General features: G+C 66.1%; 18 protein-coding genes. 15 read left to right on the forward strand and 3 right to left on the reverse strand.

Annotated features, from left to right (window positions below; translation table 11 throughout):
* Positions 1 to 4 precede the first annotated feature (4 nt).
* The 14 genes from ACNFCH_RS03185 to ACNFCH_RS03250 are packed head-to-tail and all read left to right on the forward strand — an operon-like array spanning position 5 to position 13,091.
* Positions 5 to 259: an acyl carrier protein gene (locus ACNFCH_RS03185; protein WP_070091934.1), complete on the forward strand. Its 255-nt coding sequence runs from the start codon at positions 5 to 7 to the stop codon at positions 257 to 259.
* Complete coding sequence (locus ACNFCH_RS03190) at positions 256 to 801, forward strand: hypothetical protein (RefSeq protein WP_337156841.1); 546 nt, start codon at positions 256 to 258, stop codon at positions 799 to 801. Before ACNFCH_RS03185 ends, ACNFCH_RS03190 begins: the two co-directional genes overlap by 4 nt.
* Positions 798 to 2,477 carry an AMP-binding protein gene (locus tag ACNFCH_RS03195; protein ID WP_337156843.1) on the forward strand — a complete coding sequence of 560 codons (1,680 nt, stop codon included), beginning with the start codon at positions 798 to 800 and terminating at the stop codon, positions 2,475 to 2,477. Before ACNFCH_RS03190 ends, ACNFCH_RS03195 begins: the two co-directional genes overlap by 4 nt.
* Positions 2,470 to 3,204, forward strand: coding sequence for a glycosyltransferase family 2 protein (locus ACNFCH_RS03200; protein WP_337156845.1), 735 nt, complete (start codon positions 2,470 to 2,472; stop codon positions 3,202 to 3,204). Before ACNFCH_RS03195 ends, ACNFCH_RS03200 begins: the two co-directional genes overlap by 8 nt.
* On the forward strand, positions 3,201 to 4,139 hold the full coding sequence (locus ACNFCH_RS03205) for a glycosyl transferase (RefSeq protein ID WP_416742215.1): 939 nt from the start codon (positions 3,201 to 3,203) through the stop codon (positions 4,137 to 4,139). The genes ACNFCH_RS03200 and ACNFCH_RS03205 overlap by 4 nt, the downstream gene beginning before the upstream one ends.
* Complete coding sequence (locus ACNFCH_RS03210) at positions 4,120 to 5,664, forward strand: aromatic amino acid ammonia-lyase (protein ID WP_337156847.1); 1,545 nt, start codon at positions 4,120 to 4,122, stop codon at positions 5,662 to 5,664. Before ACNFCH_RS03205 ends, ACNFCH_RS03210 begins: the two co-directional genes overlap by 20 nt.
* Positions 5,657 to 6,082, forward strand: a complete 426-nt coding sequence (locus ACNFCH_RS03215; protein WP_337156848.1) for an acyl-CoA thioesterase — start codon at positions 5,657 to 5,659, stop codon at positions 6,080 to 6,082. Before ACNFCH_RS03210 ends, ACNFCH_RS03215 begins: the two co-directional genes overlap by 8 nt.
* Positions 6,079 to 6,681 (forward strand): outer membrane lipoprotein carrier protein LolA, encoded by a 603-nt coding sequence (locus ACNFCH_RS03220; protein ID WP_416742216.1) that lies wholly within the window; start codon positions 6,079 to 6,081, stop codon positions 6,679 to 6,681. Before ACNFCH_RS03215 ends, ACNFCH_RS03220 begins: the two co-directional genes overlap by 4 nt.
* Positions 6,665 to 9,004, forward strand: a complete 2,340-nt coding sequence (locus ACNFCH_RS03225; RefSeq protein ID WP_416742217.1) for an MMPL family transporter — start codon at positions 6,665 to 6,667, stop codon at positions 9,002 to 9,004. Before ACNFCH_RS03220 ends, ACNFCH_RS03225 begins: the two co-directional genes overlap by 17 nt.
* On the forward strand, positions 9,001 to 9,486 hold the full coding sequence (locus ACNFCH_RS03230; protein WP_416742218.1) for a hypothetical protein: 486 nt from the start codon (positions 9,001 to 9,003) through the stop codon (positions 9,484 to 9,486). The genes ACNFCH_RS03225 and ACNFCH_RS03230 overlap by 4 nt, the downstream gene beginning before the upstream one ends.
* On the forward strand, positions 9,483 to 10,676 hold the full coding sequence (locus ACNFCH_RS03235) for a beta-ketoacyl-[acyl-carrier-protein] synthase family protein (protein ID WP_416742219.1): 1,194 nt from the start codon (positions 9,483 to 9,485) through the stop codon (positions 10,674 to 10,676). The genes ACNFCH_RS03230 and ACNFCH_RS03235 overlap by 4 nt, the downstream gene beginning before the upstream one ends.
* Complete coding sequence (locus ACNFCH_RS03240; RefSeq protein ID WP_416742220.1) at positions 10,673 to 11,140, forward strand: 3-hydroxylacyl-ACP dehydratase; 468 nt, start codon at positions 10,673 to 10,675, stop codon at positions 11,138 to 11,140. The genes ACNFCH_RS03235 and ACNFCH_RS03240 overlap by 4 nt, the downstream gene beginning before the upstream one ends.
* Positions 11,137 to 11,865, forward strand: a complete 729-nt coding sequence (gene fabG, locus ACNFCH_RS03245) for a 3-oxoacyl-ACP reductase FabG (protein WP_416742221.1) — start codon at positions 11,137 to 11,139, stop codon at positions 11,863 to 11,865. The genes ACNFCH_RS03240 and fabG overlap by 4 nt, the downstream gene beginning before the upstream one ends.
* On the forward strand, positions 11,865 to 13,091 hold the full coding sequence (locus tag ACNFCH_RS03250; RefSeq protein WP_416742222.1) for a beta-ketoacyl-ACP synthase: 1,227 nt from the start codon (positions 11,865 to 11,867) through the stop codon (positions 13,089 to 13,091). Before fabG ends, ACNFCH_RS03250 begins: the two co-directional genes overlap by 1 nt.
* A gap of 96 nt (positions 13,092 to 13,187) precedes the next feature.
* On the opposite strand, the gene ACNFCH_RS03255 is transcribed toward ACNFCH_RS03250, so the two are convergent.
* Positions 13,188 to 14,081, reverse strand: a complete 894-nt coding sequence (locus tag ACNFCH_RS03255; protein ID WP_337156856.1) for a LysR family transcriptional regulator — start codon at positions 14,079 to 14,081, stop codon at positions 13,188 to 13,190.
* Positions 14,082 to 14,205: 124 nt separating this feature from the next.
* Between ACNFCH_RS03255 and ACNFCH_RS03260 the strand changes: the two genes are divergently transcribed.
* Positions 14,206 to 15,450: an MFS transporter gene (locus tag ACNFCH_RS03260; RefSeq protein ID WP_337156857.1), complete on the forward strand. Its 1,245-nt coding sequence runs from the start codon at positions 14,206 to 14,208 to the stop codon at positions 15,448 to 15,450.
* 120 nt (positions 15,451 to 15,570) lie between these two features.
* Here ACNFCH_RS03260 and hemE read toward each other — a convergent pair whose 3' ends face one another.
* Both hemE and ACNFCH_RS03270 read right to left on the reverse strand, forming a co-directional pair.
* Positions 15,571 to 16,635, reverse strand: coding sequence for a uroporphyrinogen decarboxylase (gene hemE / locus ACNFCH_RS03265; protein WP_416742224.1), 1,065 nt, complete (start codon positions 16,633 to 16,635; stop codon positions 15,571 to 15,573).
* 235 nt (positions 16,636 to 16,870) lie between these two features.
* On the reverse strand, positions 16,871 to 18,289 hold the full coding sequence (locus ACNFCH_RS03270) for an FAD-dependent oxidoreductase (protein ID WP_337156859.1): 1,419 nt from the start codon (positions 18,287 to 18,289) through the stop codon (positions 16,871 to 16,873).
* Between the last annotated feature and the right edge of the window lie 4 nt (positions 18,290 to 18,293).

Here is an 18,293-nt window from a genome sequence, read left to right on the forward strand (position 1 = left end):
CACCATGCAAAACCGCGAAGACATCTTCAACCTCCTGCGCAACGCCCTCGTCGAGCTGTTCGAACTCGATCCGGCCAGCATCAGCCTGGAGTCCCACCTGTATCAGGACCTGGAGATCGACAGCATCGATGCCATCGACCTGATCGATCACATCAAGCGCCAGACCGGCAAGAAGATCACCGCCGAAGACTTCAAGTCGGTGCGTACTGTCAACGACGTGGTCGAAGCGGTCTTCCGCCTGGTCAACACCGCAGCATGAAACGCCTGTTCGGCCTCGCCCTGGTCATCGCCGGGGTGCTTTATCCCTTCGCCGTGTACTTCGGCCTGGCCCGGTTCGCGCCCTGGCAGTTCGCCCTGCTGCTCGCCGCCCTGTGGCTGGCCCGCGCCGTGGGCAGTGCGCGCAAGCCAGGCAACCTGGGGATGACCGCCGTGGCCCTGGCGTTCTGCACCGTGCTGGCGTTGAGCGACAGTGCCCAGCTACTGCGCTGGTATCCGGTACTGGTCAATGCCTTCATGCTGGCCCTGTTCGCTTCGAGCCTGAAATACGGCCCGCCCGTGATCGAACGCGTGGCCCGGCTGCGCGAGCCTGACCTGCCGCCTGCGGCCATCACCTACACGCGACGCGTGACCCAGGTCTGGAGCCTGTTTTTCGTGGTCAACGGCTTGATCGCCGCCGGGCTCACCTTGTGGGCGCCACTGAGCTGGTGGACCCTGTACAACGGCCTGATCGCCTACCTGGCGATGGGGGTGCTGTTCGCCGCGGAATGGCTGACACGACAACATGTGCGAGGACGCTCATGAACTGGATCGATCCCGAGCACCTGTTGCGCCCACGGGCTGTCGCTCGCCCCGTGACCCTGGAGCCGGCCCTGGACCATGAGGGCTTGTGCGACGCCGCCTTGCGCCTGGCAGCCGGCCTGCAGCAGCGAGGCGTGCGCCGTCTGGCGGTACATCTGGAGGACGCCGCCGAACTTGCCATCGCCCTGTTCGGCGCCTGGCGCGCGGGCGTCCAGGTGCTACTGCCCGCCGACCTGCAACCCCAGACCCGTTTACGCTGGAACGACCAGGTCGAGCTGTGGCTCAGTGACCAGCCCGGCGACCTCGACCTGGCCTCACTGCAGGCGTCGCCGCTGGCGCCAGCCGACCTTGATCCGGACCAATGCCGCATCGATCTGTGCACCTCGGGCTCGAGCGGCGAGCCCAAGCTCATCGGCAAGACCCTGCGACAGCTGGCCAACGAGGTCCGCGCCCTGGAGCAGTGCTGGGGCGCCGAACTGGGCGATGCCTGGATCATCGGCAGCGTCGCCTCGCAGCACATCTACGGGTTGTTGTTCCGCGTGCTCTGGCCACTGTGCGCCGGGCGCGGATTCCTGCGGCGCCCATTGCCGTTCCCAGAGGACCTGCAACGGGCCAGCCTGGCCCTGCCAGCCTTTGCCTGGGTCGCCAGCCCCGCCCTGCTCAAGCGCATGGGTGACAACCTGAACTGGCCGGCCCTGGCCCAGGTGCGACGCGTGTTCTCATCGGGAGGTGAGCTGCCCGCCGACGCCGCGCTGCGCCTGCAACAACGCCTGGGACAATGGCCCGTGGAGATCCTTGGCAGCTCCGAGACCGGCGGCATCGCCTGGCGCCAAGGCGATGAGCTCTGGTCGCCCTTCGCCGGCGTCGTCTTGAGCCAGTGCGCCGAGGGCGCGCTGTGCGTGAGCTCGCCCTACCTGCCCGAGGGGCATGTGGAACACACCGCCGATGCGGCGCACATCGAGGCCGATGGTCGCGTGCGCCTGCTCGGACGCCTGGACCGGATCGTCAAGCTCGAAGAGAAACGCATCGCCTTGCCCCGGTTGGAGCAGGCCCTGTGCACCCACGCGTGGGTCAGCGAGGCGCGTCTGGGCATGATCGAGCAGGGGCGCGCCTTCCTCGGCGCCTTGCTGGTCCTCAGCCCTGTGGGCCTGCACCAGTTGCGTAACCATGGCCGGCGCGCGCTGATCGATGGCCTGCGCGATCATCTGGCCCAGCACTGCGAGGCCTTGGCTCTACCCCGGCGCTGGCGCCTGCTGCGCCAGCTTCCGCTCAATGCCCAGGGCAAGCTGCCCCAGGCCGATGTGCAGGCCTTGCTGGCGGCGCCACGCAGCAATGCGCCGCAGGTCCTCGAAACCCAGCAAGATACCCATCAGTTGCACTTGAAACTGGCGGTCCCGGCGGACCTGGCCTGCTTCACCGGGCACTTCCCGACCACGCCGATCCTGCCCGGCGTGGTGCAGATCGACTGGGCCATGGACCTCGCCGCGCCGCTGATCCCCACAGGGCATCGGTTCGCCGGCATGGAAGTGCTGAAGTTCCAGCAGTTGGTCCGCCCTGGCGATGAGGTGGCGTTGACGCTTCGTTTCGATGCCGAGCGCAGCAAGCTCTATTTCACCTACACCAACGGTGAACAGGCCTGTTCCAGCGGCCGCATCTTGCTGGAGCGTGCCTGTGCATAACCCCTGCGCGGTGATCCCGGTGTACAACCATGAGCGCGCCGTACCCGCAGTGGTGGCCGAGCTGTTGCGCGCCGGGTTGCCCTGCATCCTGGTGGACGATGCCAGCCACCCTGCATGTGCCCAGGTACTGCGCGAACTGGCGCAGCAGCCGCAGACCTTTCTCGTGCGCCTGGACCTCAACCAGGGCAAAGGCGGCGCGGTGATGGCCGGCTTGCGCGAGGCGGCGCGGCTGGGGTTCAGCCATGCCCTGCAGGTGGACGCCGATGGCCAGCACGACCTGGCGGCGGTCGAGGATTTCCTGGCCCTGTCGCGCGCCCAGCCCCAGGCGCTGGTGTGTGGTTATCCACAGTACGACGCCAGCGTGCCCAAGGGCCGGCTCTACGCCCGCTACCTGACCCACGTCTGGGTCTGGATCAACACCTTGTCCCTGGCCATCCCGGACTCCATGTGCGGTTTTCGAATCTACCCCCTGCCGCCGACCCTGGCACTGATCGACTCGGTGCGCCTGGGCCGGCGCATGGACTTCGACACCGAAATCCTGGTGCGTCTTTCCTGGCGTGGGCAGCCGATGCGCTGGCTGCCCACCCGGGTGCATTACCCAAGCGATGGCGTCTCGCATTTTCGTCTGTTCCACGACAACGCCCTGATCTCGCGCATGCACGCCAAGCTGTGCGTCGGCATGCTCCTGCGCGCACCGATGATCCTCTGGCGCAGGTGGCGTCGATGAGCGACCGGTCGCAGCATTGGGCAGCGCAGCGCGAGCGCGGCAGTTTCTGGTTGATGAAACTCACCGCGGTGCTGGCGCGCCTGCTCGGTCGTCGTCTGCTGAGCCCTTTGATCCACGCCATCGTGCTGTACTTCTTCCTGTTCGGCCGCAAGGCCCGGCGCAGTGCCTGGCAGTACCAGCAGCGCTTGTCGCAATGGAGTGGCAGCCAAACGCCGCCGCCCAGCCATTGGCGGGTGTTTCGCCAGTTCATGGCCTTTGCCGATGCCCTGCTGGACAAGCTCGATGCCTGGAATGGCAAGCTGCGCCTGGAGGACATCGAAATCCACGACCCCGGCCAGCTGCGCCAGCAACTGCGGGGCACACGCGGCCAACTGCTGGTGGGCGCGCACCTGGGCAATCTCGAGGTGTGCCGTGCGCTGGCCGAGCTGGGTGAGCGAGTGCGCATGAACGTGCTGGTGCACACCCGCCATGCCGAACGCTTCAACCGCCTGCTCGGCGAGGCCGGCGCCAGCCATCTGCGGCTGATCCAGGTCAGCGAGCTGGACCCGGCGATCATGCTGCAGCTCTCCGAACGACTGGAGCACGGCGAATGGCTGGCGATCGCCGGCGACCGCATTCCCTTGCATGGCGCGCGTACGGTCGAGGTGGACTTCCTCGGCCACCCGGCGGCCTTTCCCCAGGGGCCATGGCTGCTGGCCGGCCTCTTGAAGTGTCCGGTCAACCTGCTGTTCTGTCTCAAGCATGACGGGCACTACCGGATCACCCTGGAGCCCTTTGTCGAGCGACTGCACTGGCGCCGCGACCAGCGCCAGCAGGTGATCACCCAATGGGCCGAACTGTATGCCGCTCGCCTGGGCCATTATTGCCAGCAGGCACCGGACCAATGGTTCAACTTCTACCCTTTCTGGAGCGACGATGACGACGCATCCGCATGAGTCCGTGACCTTCGGCGAAACGCCGCTGGCCATCGAGGACATTCTGGCCCTCAGCCAGCGCCACGCCCGCCCGCTGCTGCAGGCCGATGTCGCGTATCGCGAGCGCATCGCCCGCGGCGCACGTTTCCTGGACACCCTGCTGGACAAGGAAGGCGTGATCTACGGCGTCACCACCGGCTACGGCGACTCCTGCGTGGTGGCCGTGCCCCCGGAACATGTCGAGGCGCTGCCGCGCCACTTGTATACCTTTCATGGTTGCGGCCTGGGCCAGTTGCTCGATGCCCCGGCCACCCGCGCGGTGCTGGCGGCGCGCCTGCGCTCGCTGTGCCATGGCATGTCCGGCGTGCGCCTGGAACTGCTGGAGCGCCTGCGCGATTTTCTCGCCCACGACATCCTGCCGCTGATTCCCGAAGAAGGCTCGGTCGGTGCCAGTGGCGACCTGACGCCGCTGTCCTACGTGGCCGCCACCCTCTCCGGCGAGCGTGACGTGATGTACCAAGGCGTGCGCCGCAGCAGCGCGGATGTGCACCGCGAATTGGGCTGGCAACCCCTGGTGCTGCGCCCCAAGGAAGCCCTGGCACTGATGAACGGCACCGCCGTGATGACTGGCCTTGCGTGCCAGGCCTACGCCCGTGCCGATTACCTGCTGCAACTGGCGACGCGCATCACCGCGCTGAACGTCATCGCCCTGCAAGGCAACCCCGAGCACTTCGATGAGCGACTGTTCGCCGCCAAACCGCACCCGGGCCAGACCCAGGTCGCCGCCTGGCTGCGACAGGACCTGGCCATCGATGCCCCTGCCGCGCCCCTGCACCGCTTGCAGGACCGCTATTCGCTGCGTTGCGCACCGCACGTGCTGGGCGTTCTGGCCGACAGCCTGGGTTGGCTGCGCAGCTTCATCGAGACCGAGCTCAACAGCGCCAACGACAACCCGATCATCGATGGCGACGCCGAGCGGGTACTGCATGGCGGGCATTTCTATGGCGGGCACATCGCCTTCGCCATGGACAGCCTCAAGACACTGGTGGCCAACGTCGCCGACTTGCTCGATCGCCAGCTCGCCCTGCTGGTGGACACCCGCTACAACCATGGCCTGCCCAGCAACCTGTCCGGCGCCCAGGCCGATCGGGCCATGCTCAACCATGGCTTCAAGGCCGTACAGATCGGCGCCAGTGCCTGGACCGCCGAAGCCCTCAAGCAGACCCTGCCGGCCAGCGTGTTCTCGCGCTCCACCGAATGCCACAACCAGGACAAAGTCAGCATGGGCACCATCGCCGCCCGTGATGCATTGCGCGTCCTGCAACTGACCGAACAGGTCGCCGCCGCTGCCCTGCTGGCCGCCAATCAGGGCGTCTGGCTGCGCGGTCGCGAAGCCGAGGCCGCCCCGCTGCCGCCTGCGCTTGCACAGATGCATCAGGCGCTGCTGGCGGACTTCGCCCCGGTCACCGAAGACCGCGCCCTGGAACACGAGCTGCGCCTGTGCCTGACGCGTATCGGCGAACGCCACTGGAGGCTGCATGCGTAACCCCGGTGTGTTCCATGTCGACAGCGAAATCGTCGTGCCCTTCTTCGACGTGGACAGCATGCACGTCGTCTGGCACGGTCACTACGTCAAATACTTGGAGATCGCCCGCTGCGCGCTGCTCGAACGCCTCGGGCAGGACTACCGACGCATGCAGGCCAGCGGCTACATGTGGCCGGTGATCGACCTGCAATTGCGCTACATCCGCGGCGCCACCTTTGGCCAGCGCCTGAAGGTGCGCGCCAGCCTGGTGGAATGGGAAAGCCGCCTGAAGATCCATTATCTGATCAGCGACGCGGACACCGGCGAACGCATGACCCGCGCCAGCACGGTGCAGGTCGCAGTGCACATCGAAAGCGGCGAAATGCAGTTGGCCTCACCCCAGGTCATGCTCGATGCCGTGGCGAAGGTGCTGCCATGAACCGCTTGCACCGCCTGCTCGTCGCCGTGCTCGTGCTGCTCGCATGCCCTCCAGCGATGGCCTTCGACCTGGCCGACCTGCAAAAGCAGCTGAGCGCACCAGCGGTGGTCAGCGGGAACTTCGTGCAGGAGAAGCACCTGCGCGCCCTGGTGCAACCGCTGACCAGCCAGGGCCGCTTCGTCCTGGCACGCGACCATGGCTTGCTCTGGCTGTTGCGTACCCCGCTGCGTCAGGACTACCGCATCACCGCAAGCGGCATCGCCCGTCGTGATCCGGCTGGCTGGCAGACGCTGCCCAGCCACAGCGCCGGCGCGCAGCAAAACCGCCTGTTCTTCGCCGTCCTGCAAGGTGACAGCAGCGGCCTGCAACGCGACTTCGAGCTGAGCCTGAGCGGTGACGCCGAGCACTGGCAATTGCGCCTGACGCCGCGCTCGTTGCTGCTCAAGCAGATCTTCACCCGCATCGATATCACCGGCGGGCGCTTCGTCGAACGCATCGACCTGGCCGAAACCCAGGGCGACAGCACGGTACTGCGCATGCAAGACAGCCGCGCAGCCACCGCCTTGAGCGAGTCGGAGCGTCGTGACTTTGCCGACTGAACGCCTGTTGCCGCGCCTGTTCCTCGCCCTGCTGCTGGCCATGCTGCTGGCCATGCTCGCGCTCGCGGCTTGGCAATGGCACCGCGCAGCGCCCTTGTCCTCTGACCTGATGACCCTGGTCCCGGGTGCCACCCAGGATCCGCTGGTGCAGCGCGCCGAACAGCGCATGCAAGAGCCGCTGAACCGCGAGATGCTGGTGCTGGTTGGCCATGCCGATCGCCAGCAGGCGCTCGCCCTGGCCGAGCGCCTGGCCACGCAGTGGCAGGCCAGCGGCCTGTTCGAGAAGGTGCAGTGGAACCTGCACACCGACCTGCAGGCGGTGCGTACGCAGCTCCTGCAAGGGCGCCTGGCGATGCTCTCGGCCACCGATCGCCAGCAACTGGCCGAACAGCCCGACGCCTTCATCGAGCAGCGCATCCAGAGCCTGGTCGATCCCTTTGCAGATTTCAGCCTGGTCTCCAGCCAGGACGACTGGCTGGGCCTGAGCGGACGCATCCAGGCCAGCCAGCCCAGGCCCGCCAATGTCCAGCTCGACACCGCCAGCGGCGCGCTGGTGGCCGAGTCGGATGGCCAGCACTGGGTACTGTTGCGCGCGCGCACCGTGGGCAATGCCTTCGACCTGAACCTGCCCTTGCAGGTGGCCGACCTGCTCGCCCAGGGCCGCCAGCAGGCCGACCAGGCAGGCGCCCAGCTGCTGGCGGCCAGCGGATTGCTGCACGCCGCCGCCGGCCAGCGCCAGGCCAGCCGGGAGATCACCTGGGTCGGTGGGGGAGCTACCGTAGGTATCCTCCTGCTGCTGTTGCTGGCACTGCGGCGCTGGCGCGCGCTATTGGCGTTCGTACCGGTGGCGGTCGGCATGCTGTTCGGCTCGGTGGCCTGCGTCGCGCTGTTCGGCCAGATGCACGTGATGACCCTGGTGCTCGGGGCAAGCCTGATCGGCGTGGCGGTGGACTACCCGCTGCACTACTTGTCCAAGGGCTGGAGCCTGCGCCCCTGGCACAGCTGGACCGCACTGCGCCTGACCCTGCCAGGCATGAGCTTGAGCCTTGCGACCAGTTGCATCGGCTACCTGGCCCTGGCCTTCACACCCTTCCCGGCGTTGACCCAGATCGCGGCGTTTTCCGCCGCAGGCTTGCTGGGCGCCTACCTGAGCGCCGTTTGCCTGCTGCCTGCGCTGTTGCAGCACATGGACCTGCGCCCCTCCCCCTGGCCGCTGCGGGTAACCCAAGGGATGACCGACCTGCGAGAGCGCCTGCTGCGCAAAGTGCCCAGTGTCGTGCTGCTCGGTTTGCTGCTGGTGTTCTGTGTGGCCGGGCTGTGGCAACTGCAAAGCCGCAACGACATCCGCCAATGGATCAGCGCCCCGCCGCAACTGCTCGAACAGGCCCAGGCCGTGGCCCGCATCACCGGCTACCAGCCGACCAGCCAGTTCTTCCTCGTACGCGCCGAGGACCAGAGCCAATTGCTCGACCGCCTGCAGACGCTCAGCGGCAAGCTCGATGAGCTGGTCGACCTGGGCAAGCTCAAGGGCTACCTGTCCCTCAGCCAGTTGGTGTCCAGCGCCACAGTGCAGCAACAGGTGCAGCACACCCTGCTGCAGTTGCCGGGACATTGGCAGCCGTTGCTGGCGCTAGGCGTGCCCGAACACGCCTTGCAGGCGGAGCTTTCGCAACTGCAGGCGCTGGCCCCGCTGTCGATCGACGACGTGCTGCAGGGGCCGTTGGGCGAGCCCTGGCGGCCCCTGTGGCTGGGCCAGGACGGCCAGGGCGTGGCGGCGATCGTCAGCCTGCAGGGCCACGGGGATGTCTCGCTGCTGCGCCTGCAAGCCCAGGATTTGCCCGGCGTGCAATTGGTCGATCGCCTCGGCGAACTCAACCAACTGTTCACCGCCACCCAGGTCAGTGCCGCCGAACTCAAGCTGCTGTCGTGCGCCTTGATACTGGTGGTGCTGATGCTGCCGTTCGGCCTGCGCAGCGCCTTGCGCATCGTCGCCCTGCCTCTGCTCGCGGCGTTGTGCAGCCTGGCCAGCCTCGGCTGGCTGGGGCAGCCGCTGACCCTGTTCAGCCTGTTCGGTCTGCTGCTGGTGACCGCCATCGGCGTGGACTATGCGATCCTGATGCATGAACGCATCGGCGGCAGTGCCGTCAGCCTGCTGGGGACCTTGCTGGCCGCGCTCACCACCTGGCTGTCGTTCGGCCTGCTGGCGCTTTCCAGCACGCCGGCGGTAAGCAACTTCGGCCTGGCCGTCAGCCTGGGCCTGGTGTTCAGTTTTCTCCTGGCGCCCTGGGCCGGGACGCGTGACGGAGGGCATCGGCAACCATGAAACATCCATGGCTCCTGCTGGCTTGCGTGCTGCTCGCGGCCTGCGCCGGGCGAGCGCCCCTGCCAGAGCGGCTTCCGGACCTCGAACTGCCGCGCCAGTTGCACGTGCAGCGCGAGCAGGACGGCCAACGCCAGGACTGGCTGCTGGTGATCCAACGCGAAGAGGGCCGCTTGCGTTGGTCGCTGCTCGATCCAATGGGCATCCCCCAGGCGCGCCAACTGCTCGACGGCAGCCGATGGCAGGCCGACGGTCTGCTGCCGCCCAACCCGGCCGCCCGTGAATTGTTCGCCGCCGTGCTCTTTGCCCTCACGCCCGATGCGCAGCTGCTGCACCTCTATCCCGGCGCCTTCCAGCACGGCCAGCGGCGTTCCTTACCGACGCGTTGGCAGGTGGACTACCAAGACCCGGATGATTTCACCTTGAACCTCGGCCAGGGCCTGCGCTATCTAGTCAGCCCCTTGCCCAGCGAGAACACGCCATGACCGCCTTCCTCGACGCCCTGGGCCTGGTTTGCGCCCTTGGGCATGGCCAGGCCCAAGTCGCTCGCGCACTCTTTGCCGGCGACTGCAGCGGCATGCAGCCACAAGACGGCTGGGTAGCCGGACACCCTCTGCCCGTCGGTGCCGTGCCAGGCCCTCTGCCCGAGCTGCCGTTGCCCGGTCACCAAAGCCGCAACAACCAGCTGCTGTATGCCGCGGCGCTGCAGATCGAGCCGGTCATCCGTCAAGCCATCGAACGCCATGGCCCGCAGCGGGTGGGCGTGGTGCTGGGTACCAGCACCTCGGGTATCGCCGAAGGCAGCGACGGCGTCGCCCAGTACCTGCGGACCGGCCGCTTCCCGGACAACTACGACTACCACCAACAAGCGCTGGGCGCACCGGCGACGTTCCTGGCCGCCTGGCTGCAACTGTCAGGTCCGGCCTATGCGTTGTCGACCGCCTGCACCTCCAGCGCCCGTGCCCTGCTCAGTGCCCGCCGCCTGCTCGAGCTGGGCCTGTGCGATGCCGTGCTGTGCGGGGGCGTGGACACCCTGTGCGGCCTGACCCTCAATGGCTTCAGCGCCCTGGAGGCCGTCAGTGCCCAACGCTGCAACCCCTTCTCGGTCAACCGCGACGGCATCAACATCGGCGAGGGCGCGGCCCTGTTCCTCATGACCCGCGAGCATTCAGGCGACGGCCCTGGCATCGCCCTGATCGGCGCAGGCGCCAGCAGCGATGCGTTTCATATCTCCGCGCCAGAGCCCACCGGCAAGGGCGCCTTGCAGGCCATGGGCAAAGCACTGGACAATGCCGGCCTCACGCCTGGGCAGATCGACTACCTGAACCTGCACGGCACCGCCACCGTCCACAACGACGCCATGGAGAGCCTCGCCGTGCACGGGCTGTTCGGCGATCGCGTGCCCTGCTCGTCCAGCAAACCCATGACCGGCCACACCTTGGGCGCCGCCGGTGCGCTGGAGGCAGCGTTCTGCTGGCTCGCCCTGAGCCGGCACAATCCACAGGGCCTGTTGCCACCTCATGTCTGGGATGGCCAGCGCGACCCTCGGTTGCCGACGCTGAACCTGGTCGATGGCAGCCAGCGCCTGCGCTCGCAGGGGCTGCGCCGCCTGATGAGCAACTCGTTCGCCTTCGGTGGCAACAATGTCAGCCTGATTCTCGGAGACGCACCATGAACACCTGGCCACTGGCCGAACTGCTGCCGCATGCCGCAGATATGATCCTCATCGACGCCATCGATAGCTGCAACGACGAAGAGATCCATACCCGCGCAACGGTCCGCCCGGGCGGCCAGTTCAACCGCCCCGACGGCAGTCTGCCCGCCTGGCTGGGGCTGGAGCTGATGGCCCAGAGCGTAGCCGCCTATGCCGGGTACCAGGCACGCCGCGAAGGGCGTGAAGTGGAGATGGGGTTCCTGCTGGGCACCCGTCGCTTCGAATGCGATGTCGCGCAGTTTCCCGCCGGGGCCGAGCTGCGCATCCATGCCCTGCGCTCGCTCGAAGACGAGAGCGGCATGGGCGTGTTCGAATGTCATCTGCGCGGTGAAGGCATCCACGCCAGCGCACGCCTGAACGTCTACCGTCCGCCCCAGGCGGCGAGCTACCTGGCCGAAGCGGCCCCCGAAGGAAACTCTCCATGACTGACACCATCCTGGTCACCGGTTCCAGCCGCGGTATCGGCCGCGCCATTGCCCTGCGCCTGGCACGCGCAGGCTTCGACCTGGTGCTGCATTGCCGCAGCAGCCGCGACGAGGCCGAGGCGGTCGCAGACGCGGTGCGCGGGCTGGGGCGTCAGGCGCGGATCCTGCAGTTCGACGTCGCCGACCGGGCCGCCTGTGCCCACATCCTGGGCGAGGACGTCGAGGCTCACGGGGCTTACTATGGGGTGGTGTGCAATGCCGGGCTGACCCGCGACGGTGCCTTCCCGGCCTTGAGTGAGGACGACTGGGACCAGGTCATGCGGACCAACCTGGACGGCTTCTACAACGTCCTGCATCCGCTGATGATGCCGATGATCCGCCGCCGCGCGCCGGGTCGGATCGTGTGCATCACCTCGGTGTCCGGGCTGATCGGCAATCGCGGCCAGGTCAACTACAGCGCCTCCAAGGCAGGCCTGATCGGCGCAGCCAAAGCCCTGGCCATCGAGCTGGGCAAACGCCGTATCACGGTCAACTGCGTGGCACCGGGGCTGATCGATACCGACATGCTCGATGACCAGGTGCCGGTCGATGAACTGCTCAAGATGATTCCTGCCCAACGTATGGGGACCCCGGAGGAAGTGGCCGGCGCGGTCAATTTCCTCATGTCGCACGAGGCGGCCTACATCACCCGTCAGGTGCTGGCCGTCAATGGAGGGTTATGCTGATGCGTCGCGTCGTGGTCACCGGCATGGCCGGCATCGCTGCCCTGGGCAGCGACTGGGCCAGCATTGCCGCGCAATTCGCCGCCAATCGCAGCGGCATCCGACGCATGGACGAATGGGACCGTTTCGAAGAGCTCAACACTCGCCTGGCCGGCCCTATCGATGATTTCCAGGTGCCAGGGCACTGGACGCGCAAGCAGCTGCGCAGCATGGGCCGCGTGTCACGGCTGGCGGTCGCCGCAGCCGAGCGCGCGCTGGCCGATGCCGGGCTGCTGGGCGACCCGAGCATCCGCGACGGGCGCATGGGCGTGGCCTGCGGGTCATCGATCGGTAGCACCGAAGAGATCAAGGCCTTCGGCAACATGCTGCTCAACTCCAAGGCCGACGGGCTCAACGCCAATTCCTACGTGCGCATGATGCCGCACACCACTGCCGCCAACATCAGCATTTTCTTCGGCCTGACCGGGCGCCTGATCCCTACCTCAAGCGCCTGCACCAGTGGCAGCCAGGGTATCGGCTACGCCTACGAGGCAATCAAGTTCGGGCGCCTGCCGCTGATGCTGGCAGGCGGTGCCGAGGAGCTGTGCCCCAGCGAGGCGATGGTGTTCGACGCCCTGTATGCGACCAGCCTGAAAAACGACACGCCTTCACTGACCCCTCGCCCCTATGACCGTGCACGGGACGGGCTGGTGGTCGGTGAAGGCGGCGGCATGCTGGTGCTGGAAGAACTGGCACATGCCCTGGCCCGAGGTGCGCACATCCATGCCGAGATCGTCGGCTTTGGCAGCAACGCCGATGGCCAGCACATCACCCGCCCCGAGCAGCTCACCATGCGCCGGGCAATGGAGTTGGCGCTCGAAGACGCCGGCCTGCCCGCCGAGGCCATTGGCTACGTCAACGGCCATGGCACTGCCACCGAACAGGGCGACATCGCCGAGACCCTGGCCACCCACGAGCTGTTCGGCCCGCGCATGCCGATCAGCTCGCAAAAGAGCTTCCTCGGCCACACCTTGGGTGCCTGTGGCGCGCTGGAGTCCTGGTTCAGCATCGAGATGATGAATCGCGACCAGTACGTGCACACCCTGAACCTCGATGACATCGACCCTCGCTGCGCCGAGCTGGACTACCTGCGCGGTGGCATGCGCGCCATGAGCCATGAACATGTGATGAACAACAACTTCGCCTTCGGCGGCGTGAACACCTCGTTGATCTTCCGGCGCTGGCGCTGATGCCCGTTCGCGGGTGAGCCCGCACTCATCCGGTTCTCCGGTGCCCTCGGCAACAACGCTGTACGTGTGGGCTTTACCCACGAAGCGTGCCTGACCTCAGTCCAGCGCCTGCTGGGTCAACAACTCGGCAAATGCACGGGCCATGGCCGAGCCGCCGGCCTGGCGCTGGATAAGCCACACCGCGGTCATCGCCCCCTCGTCCAGCAACGTGCGATACACGACCCCGTCGATGCGCATGCGCTGGAACGACGCTGGCAGCACCGACACCCCCAAACCCGCCGACACCAAGCCGATGATCGTCATCGCTTCCCCGGCCTCCTGGGCAAAATGTGGGCTGAATCCTGCCTGGCGCGCCAGGCTCAGCAACTGCGCATGCAGGCCACTGCCGTAGCTGCGCGGAAAGAACACGAAGGGCTCATGGGCCAGGGCCTGCATGTACAGCCCCTGCTCGCTGCCTTGGGCCAGCGGGTGAGAAGCGTTGATCACTGCCACCAGCGGCTCGCAGAACAACTCGGTGGCCACCAACCCTTCCGGCAAGGGCATCGGCCGCATCAGGCCGACTTCGATGGACTCGTCGAACACCGCTTCGGCCACCTCCCGGCTGCTCATTTCCCTGAGGCTCAGGTGCACTGCGGGGAATCGCTGGCGGAAGGCATGCAATGCCTTGGGGATCTTCGAGGTAAAGGGCGCCGAGGAGGTGAAGCCGATCTTCATTTCGCCCAGCTCGCCCAACTGCGCCCGCCGGGCGACGTCGGCAGCCTTCTCCACCTGGGCCAGGACTTGACGGGCCTCTTCCAGAAACAAGCGCCCGGCCTCGCTCAGCTCCACCCGACGATTGGTGCGTTCGAACAGGCGGGCGCCGAGTTCCTGCTCCAGGGCCTGGATCTGCTGGCTCAACGGCGGCTGGGAAATCCCCAACTGCTGTGCGGCGCGGCCAAAGTGCAGCTCTTCGGCGACGGCAATGAAATACCGCAGATGGCGCAGTTCCATGAAGCCTCCAATTCAGTCGTAAAACCTATCAAACAGGTCGAACAATATATTGGATCTAATCATTAGCCAGCTATATGCTTTTTTCCATCGCAACACCGGCCCCCGCGCCCCGAGGTACCCCGCCGTGAAATCCGCCGTCGCCCCGCTGTCCCTTGACCCTGACCCCGTCCTCAACGACATCTGGATCGAGAAAGGCACCCCCGCCTTCATGAAGACCGTGCTGGCCTTGTTCAGCGGCGGCTTCGCCACGTTCGCCCTGCTGTACTGTGTGCAGCCGATGATGCCGCTGTTGTCGCGGGAGTTTTCCATCAATGCGGCGCAAAGCAGCCTGGTGCTCTCGGTCTCTACTGCCACGCTGGCCTTCGGTTTGCTGATCACCGGGCCGATCTCGGATCGCATCGGGCGTAAGCCGGTCATGGTCTTCGCCCTGCTGTGCGCGGCACTCGCGACTCTGGCCAGCGCAGTGATGCCAAGCTGGGAGCTGGTACTCGCCACCCGTGCGCTGGTCGGTCTGGCGCTGAGCGGCCTGGCGGCCGTGGCGATGACCTACCTGAGCGAAGAGATCCACCCACAGCACATCGGCCTGGCCATGGGGCTGTACATCGGCGGCAATGCCATTGGCGGGATGAGCGGGCGACTGATCACCGGCGTGTTGATCGACTTCGTCAGCTGGCACACAGCGATGCTGACCATCGGTGGCCTGGCATTGGTGGCGGCGCTGGTGTTCTGGAAAGTGCTGCCCGAGTCGCGCAACTTCCGGCCCCAGGCGCTGAATCCGCGCAGCCTGATGGACGGCTTCTTCATGCACTTCAAGGACGCCGGGCTGCCTTGGCTGTTCCTCGAAGCCTTCCTGCTGATGGGCGCGTTCGTCACCCTCTTCAACTACATCGGCTATCGCCTGCTGGCCGAGCCTTACCACATGAACCAGGCACTCGTCGGCCTGCTCTCGGTGGTGTACCTCTCAGGGATCTACAGCTCCGCCCAGGTCGGCGCCCTGGCCGACAGGCTGGGCCGGCGCAAGGTGTTCTGGGCGAGTATCGTGGTGATGGCCGCCGGGCTGCTGATGACCCTGACCAGCCCGCTGGCGATGGTGATCCTGGGCATGCTGGTGTTCACCTTCGGCTTCTTCGGCGCCCATTCGGTGGCCAGCAGCTGGATTGGCCGCCGGGCACTCAAAGCCAAGGGGCAGGCTTCGTCGATGTATCTGTTCAGCTACTACGCAGGCTCGAGCATCGCGGGCACGGCCGGTGGCGTGTTCTGGCATCAGGCCGGTTGGAATGGCATCGGCCTGTTCATCGGCAGCCTGCTGGCCGTGGCGTTGCTGGTGGCCCTGCATTTGAGCCGGTTGCCGTCCAAGACGCCTGCCTGATACCGCTCAGGTTCGCTCTAGCGCCAATTCGCCCTGGCCTGGAGGTGGTCGGCCTCACGATGGGCTGCAAGGCAGCCCATCGCGCATCTGCATCAGCCGATGCAGCGGCGTTTCTCTAACTCAAGCGTGGTATTGCGCCGACAGCTCGTGCACAGCGTTGATGAACGCGCCGGCGTGTTCCGGGTCGACTTCCGGCGTGATGCCGTGGCCCAGGTTGAAGACATGGCCGCTGCCATGGCCATAGCTTGCGAGAATCCGCGCGACTTCCTTGCGGATGGCCTCGGGCTTGGCGTACAGCACGGTCGGGTCCATGTTGCCCTGCAGGGCGACCTTGTCGCCGACCCGACGACGGGCATCGCCGATCTCGCAGGTCCAGTCCAGGCCCAGGGCGTCGGCGCCAGCGTCGGCGATGCTTTCGAGCCACAGGCCGCCGTTCTTGGTGAACAGGATCACTGGCACCTTGCGCCCTTCGTGCTCGCGGATCAGGCCACTGACGATCTTGCGCATGTAGGCCAGGGAGAACTCCTGGTAGGCGGCCGCCGACAGATTCCCACCCCAGGTGTCGAAGATCTGCACAGCCTGGGCACCGGCCTGGATCTGGCCGTTGAGGTAGCTGGTGACCGACTGGGCGAGCTTGTCCAGCAGCAGGTGCAGGACCTGCGGATTGTCATAGAGCATGGCCTTGGTCTTGCGGAAGTCCTTGGACGAGCCGCCTTCGACCATGTAGGTCGCCAGGGTCCACGGGCTGCCGGAGAAGCCGATCAGCGGCACGCGGCCGTTGAGCTCGCGGCGGATGGTGCTGACGGCATCCATCACGTAGCCAAGGTCTTTGTGCGGATCGGGGATCGGCAACGCTTCGATGTCGGCCGGGGTGCTGATGACCTTCTTGAAGCGTGGGCCTTCGCCGGTTTCGAAGTACAGGCCTTGGCCCATGGCATCGGGGATGGTGAGGATGTCCGAGAAGAGGATCGCAGCGTCCAGCGGGTAGCGGTCCAGCGGCTGCAAGGTGACCTCGCAGGCGAACTGCGGGTTCATGCACAGGCTCATGAAGTCACCGGCCTTGGCGCGGCTGGCGCGGTACTCCGGGAGGTAGCGACCGGCTTGGCGCATCATCCAGACCGGGGTGACGTCTACGGGTTGCTTGAGCAGTGCACGCAGGAAACGATCGTTCTTCAGGGCAGTCATGTCGGCATCCAGCAAAAAAGTGCGGGCATTTTCTCAGACGCCGACACAAAAGGCACGGCCAAGGCCATGCGTTTTGTCTATTGAGTGCCGCAGATCAAGCATTTTTGTATACAAAAATGCCTTTGGCGCTGCTTTACAGCCCCTCGCGGCACAAGGCCGCTCCTACAAGGGATGACGTATGCCCTGTAGGAGCGGCCTTGTGCCGCGAGGAGTCGCAAACGATCCCGATAAAGGATCAGACTTCCAGGTAGTCCAAGATGCCTTCAGCGGCGGTACGGCCTTCGAAGATCGCCGTCACCACCAGGTCCGAACCGCGCACCATGTCGCCACCGGCGAACACCTTCGGGTTGCTGGTCTGGTGCTTGAACTTGGCCTTCTCCGGTGCCACAACACGCCCCTGGCTGTCGGTCTGGATGTCGAACTGCTCGAACCAAGGCGCCGGGCTCGGACGGAAGCCGAAAGCGATCACCACGGCATCGGCCGGCAGGATCTCCTCGGAGCCTGGAATCGGCTCGGGGCTGCGACGGCCACGGGCATCCGGCTCGCCGAGACGGGTCTCGACCACCTTCACGCCTTCGACCTTGTCCTCGCCGACGATGGCGATGGGCTGGCGATTGTAGAGGAACTTCACGCCCTCTTCCTTGGCGTTCTTCACCTCGCGGCGCGAACCCGGCATGTTGGCCTCGTCGCGGCGATAGGCGCAGGTCACCGATTTGGCGCCGTGGCGGATCGAGGTACGGTTGCAGTCCATCGCGGTGTCGCCACCGCCGAGCACCACCACCTTCTTGCCTTGCATGTCGACGAAGTCTTCCGGCGACTTCTCGAAGCCCAGGTTGCGGTTGACGTTGGCGATCAGGAAGTCCAGCGCATCGTGTACGCCCGGCAGGTCCTCGCCTGGGAAACCGCCCTTCATGTAGGTGTAGGTGCCCATGCCCATGAACACTGCATCGTACTCGGCGAGCAGCTGTTCCATGGTGATGTCCTTGCCCACCTCGGTGTTCAGGCGGAACTCGATGCCCATGCCGGTGAAGACTTCGCGGCGATTGCTCAGCACGGTCTTTTCCAGCTTGAACTCGGGGATGCCGAAGGTCAGCAGGCCACCGATTTCAGGGTTGCGATCGAATACCACCGGCGTCACGCCCGCGCGCACCAGCACATCGGCGCAGCCCAGGCCCGCGGGGCCTGCACCGATGACCGCGACACGCTTGCCAGTCGGCTTGACCTTGGACATGTCCGGGCGCCAGCCCATGGCGAAGGCGGTGTCGGTGATGTACTTCTCCACCGAGCCGATGGTCACCGCGCCAAAACCGTCGTTGAGGGTGCAGGCACCCTCGCACAGGCGATCCTGCGGGCACACACGGCCGCACACTTCCGGCAGGGTGTTGGTTTGGTGCGACAGTTCTGCCGCCGCCAGAATATTGCCTTCGGAGACCAGCTTCAGCCAGTTGGGGATGAAGTTGTGCACCGGGCACTTCCACTCGCAATACGGGTTGCCGCAACCCAGGCAGCGGTGTGCCTGTTCCACCGACTGCTGGGGCTTGAAGGGTTCGTAGATTTCGACGAACTCCTTCTTGCGCTGGCGCAGCAGCTTCTTCTTCGGGTCCTTGCGGCCCACTTCGATGAACTGGAAGTCATTGTTCAGACGTTCAGCCATTTTT

Origin of the sequence: Pseudomonas sp. NY15354, assembly GCF_048068075.1 — a bacterium.
Classification (GTDB): Bacteria; Pseudomonadota; Gammaproteobacteria; order Pseudomonadales; family Pseudomonadaceae; genus Aquipseudomonas; species Aquipseudomonas guariconensis_C.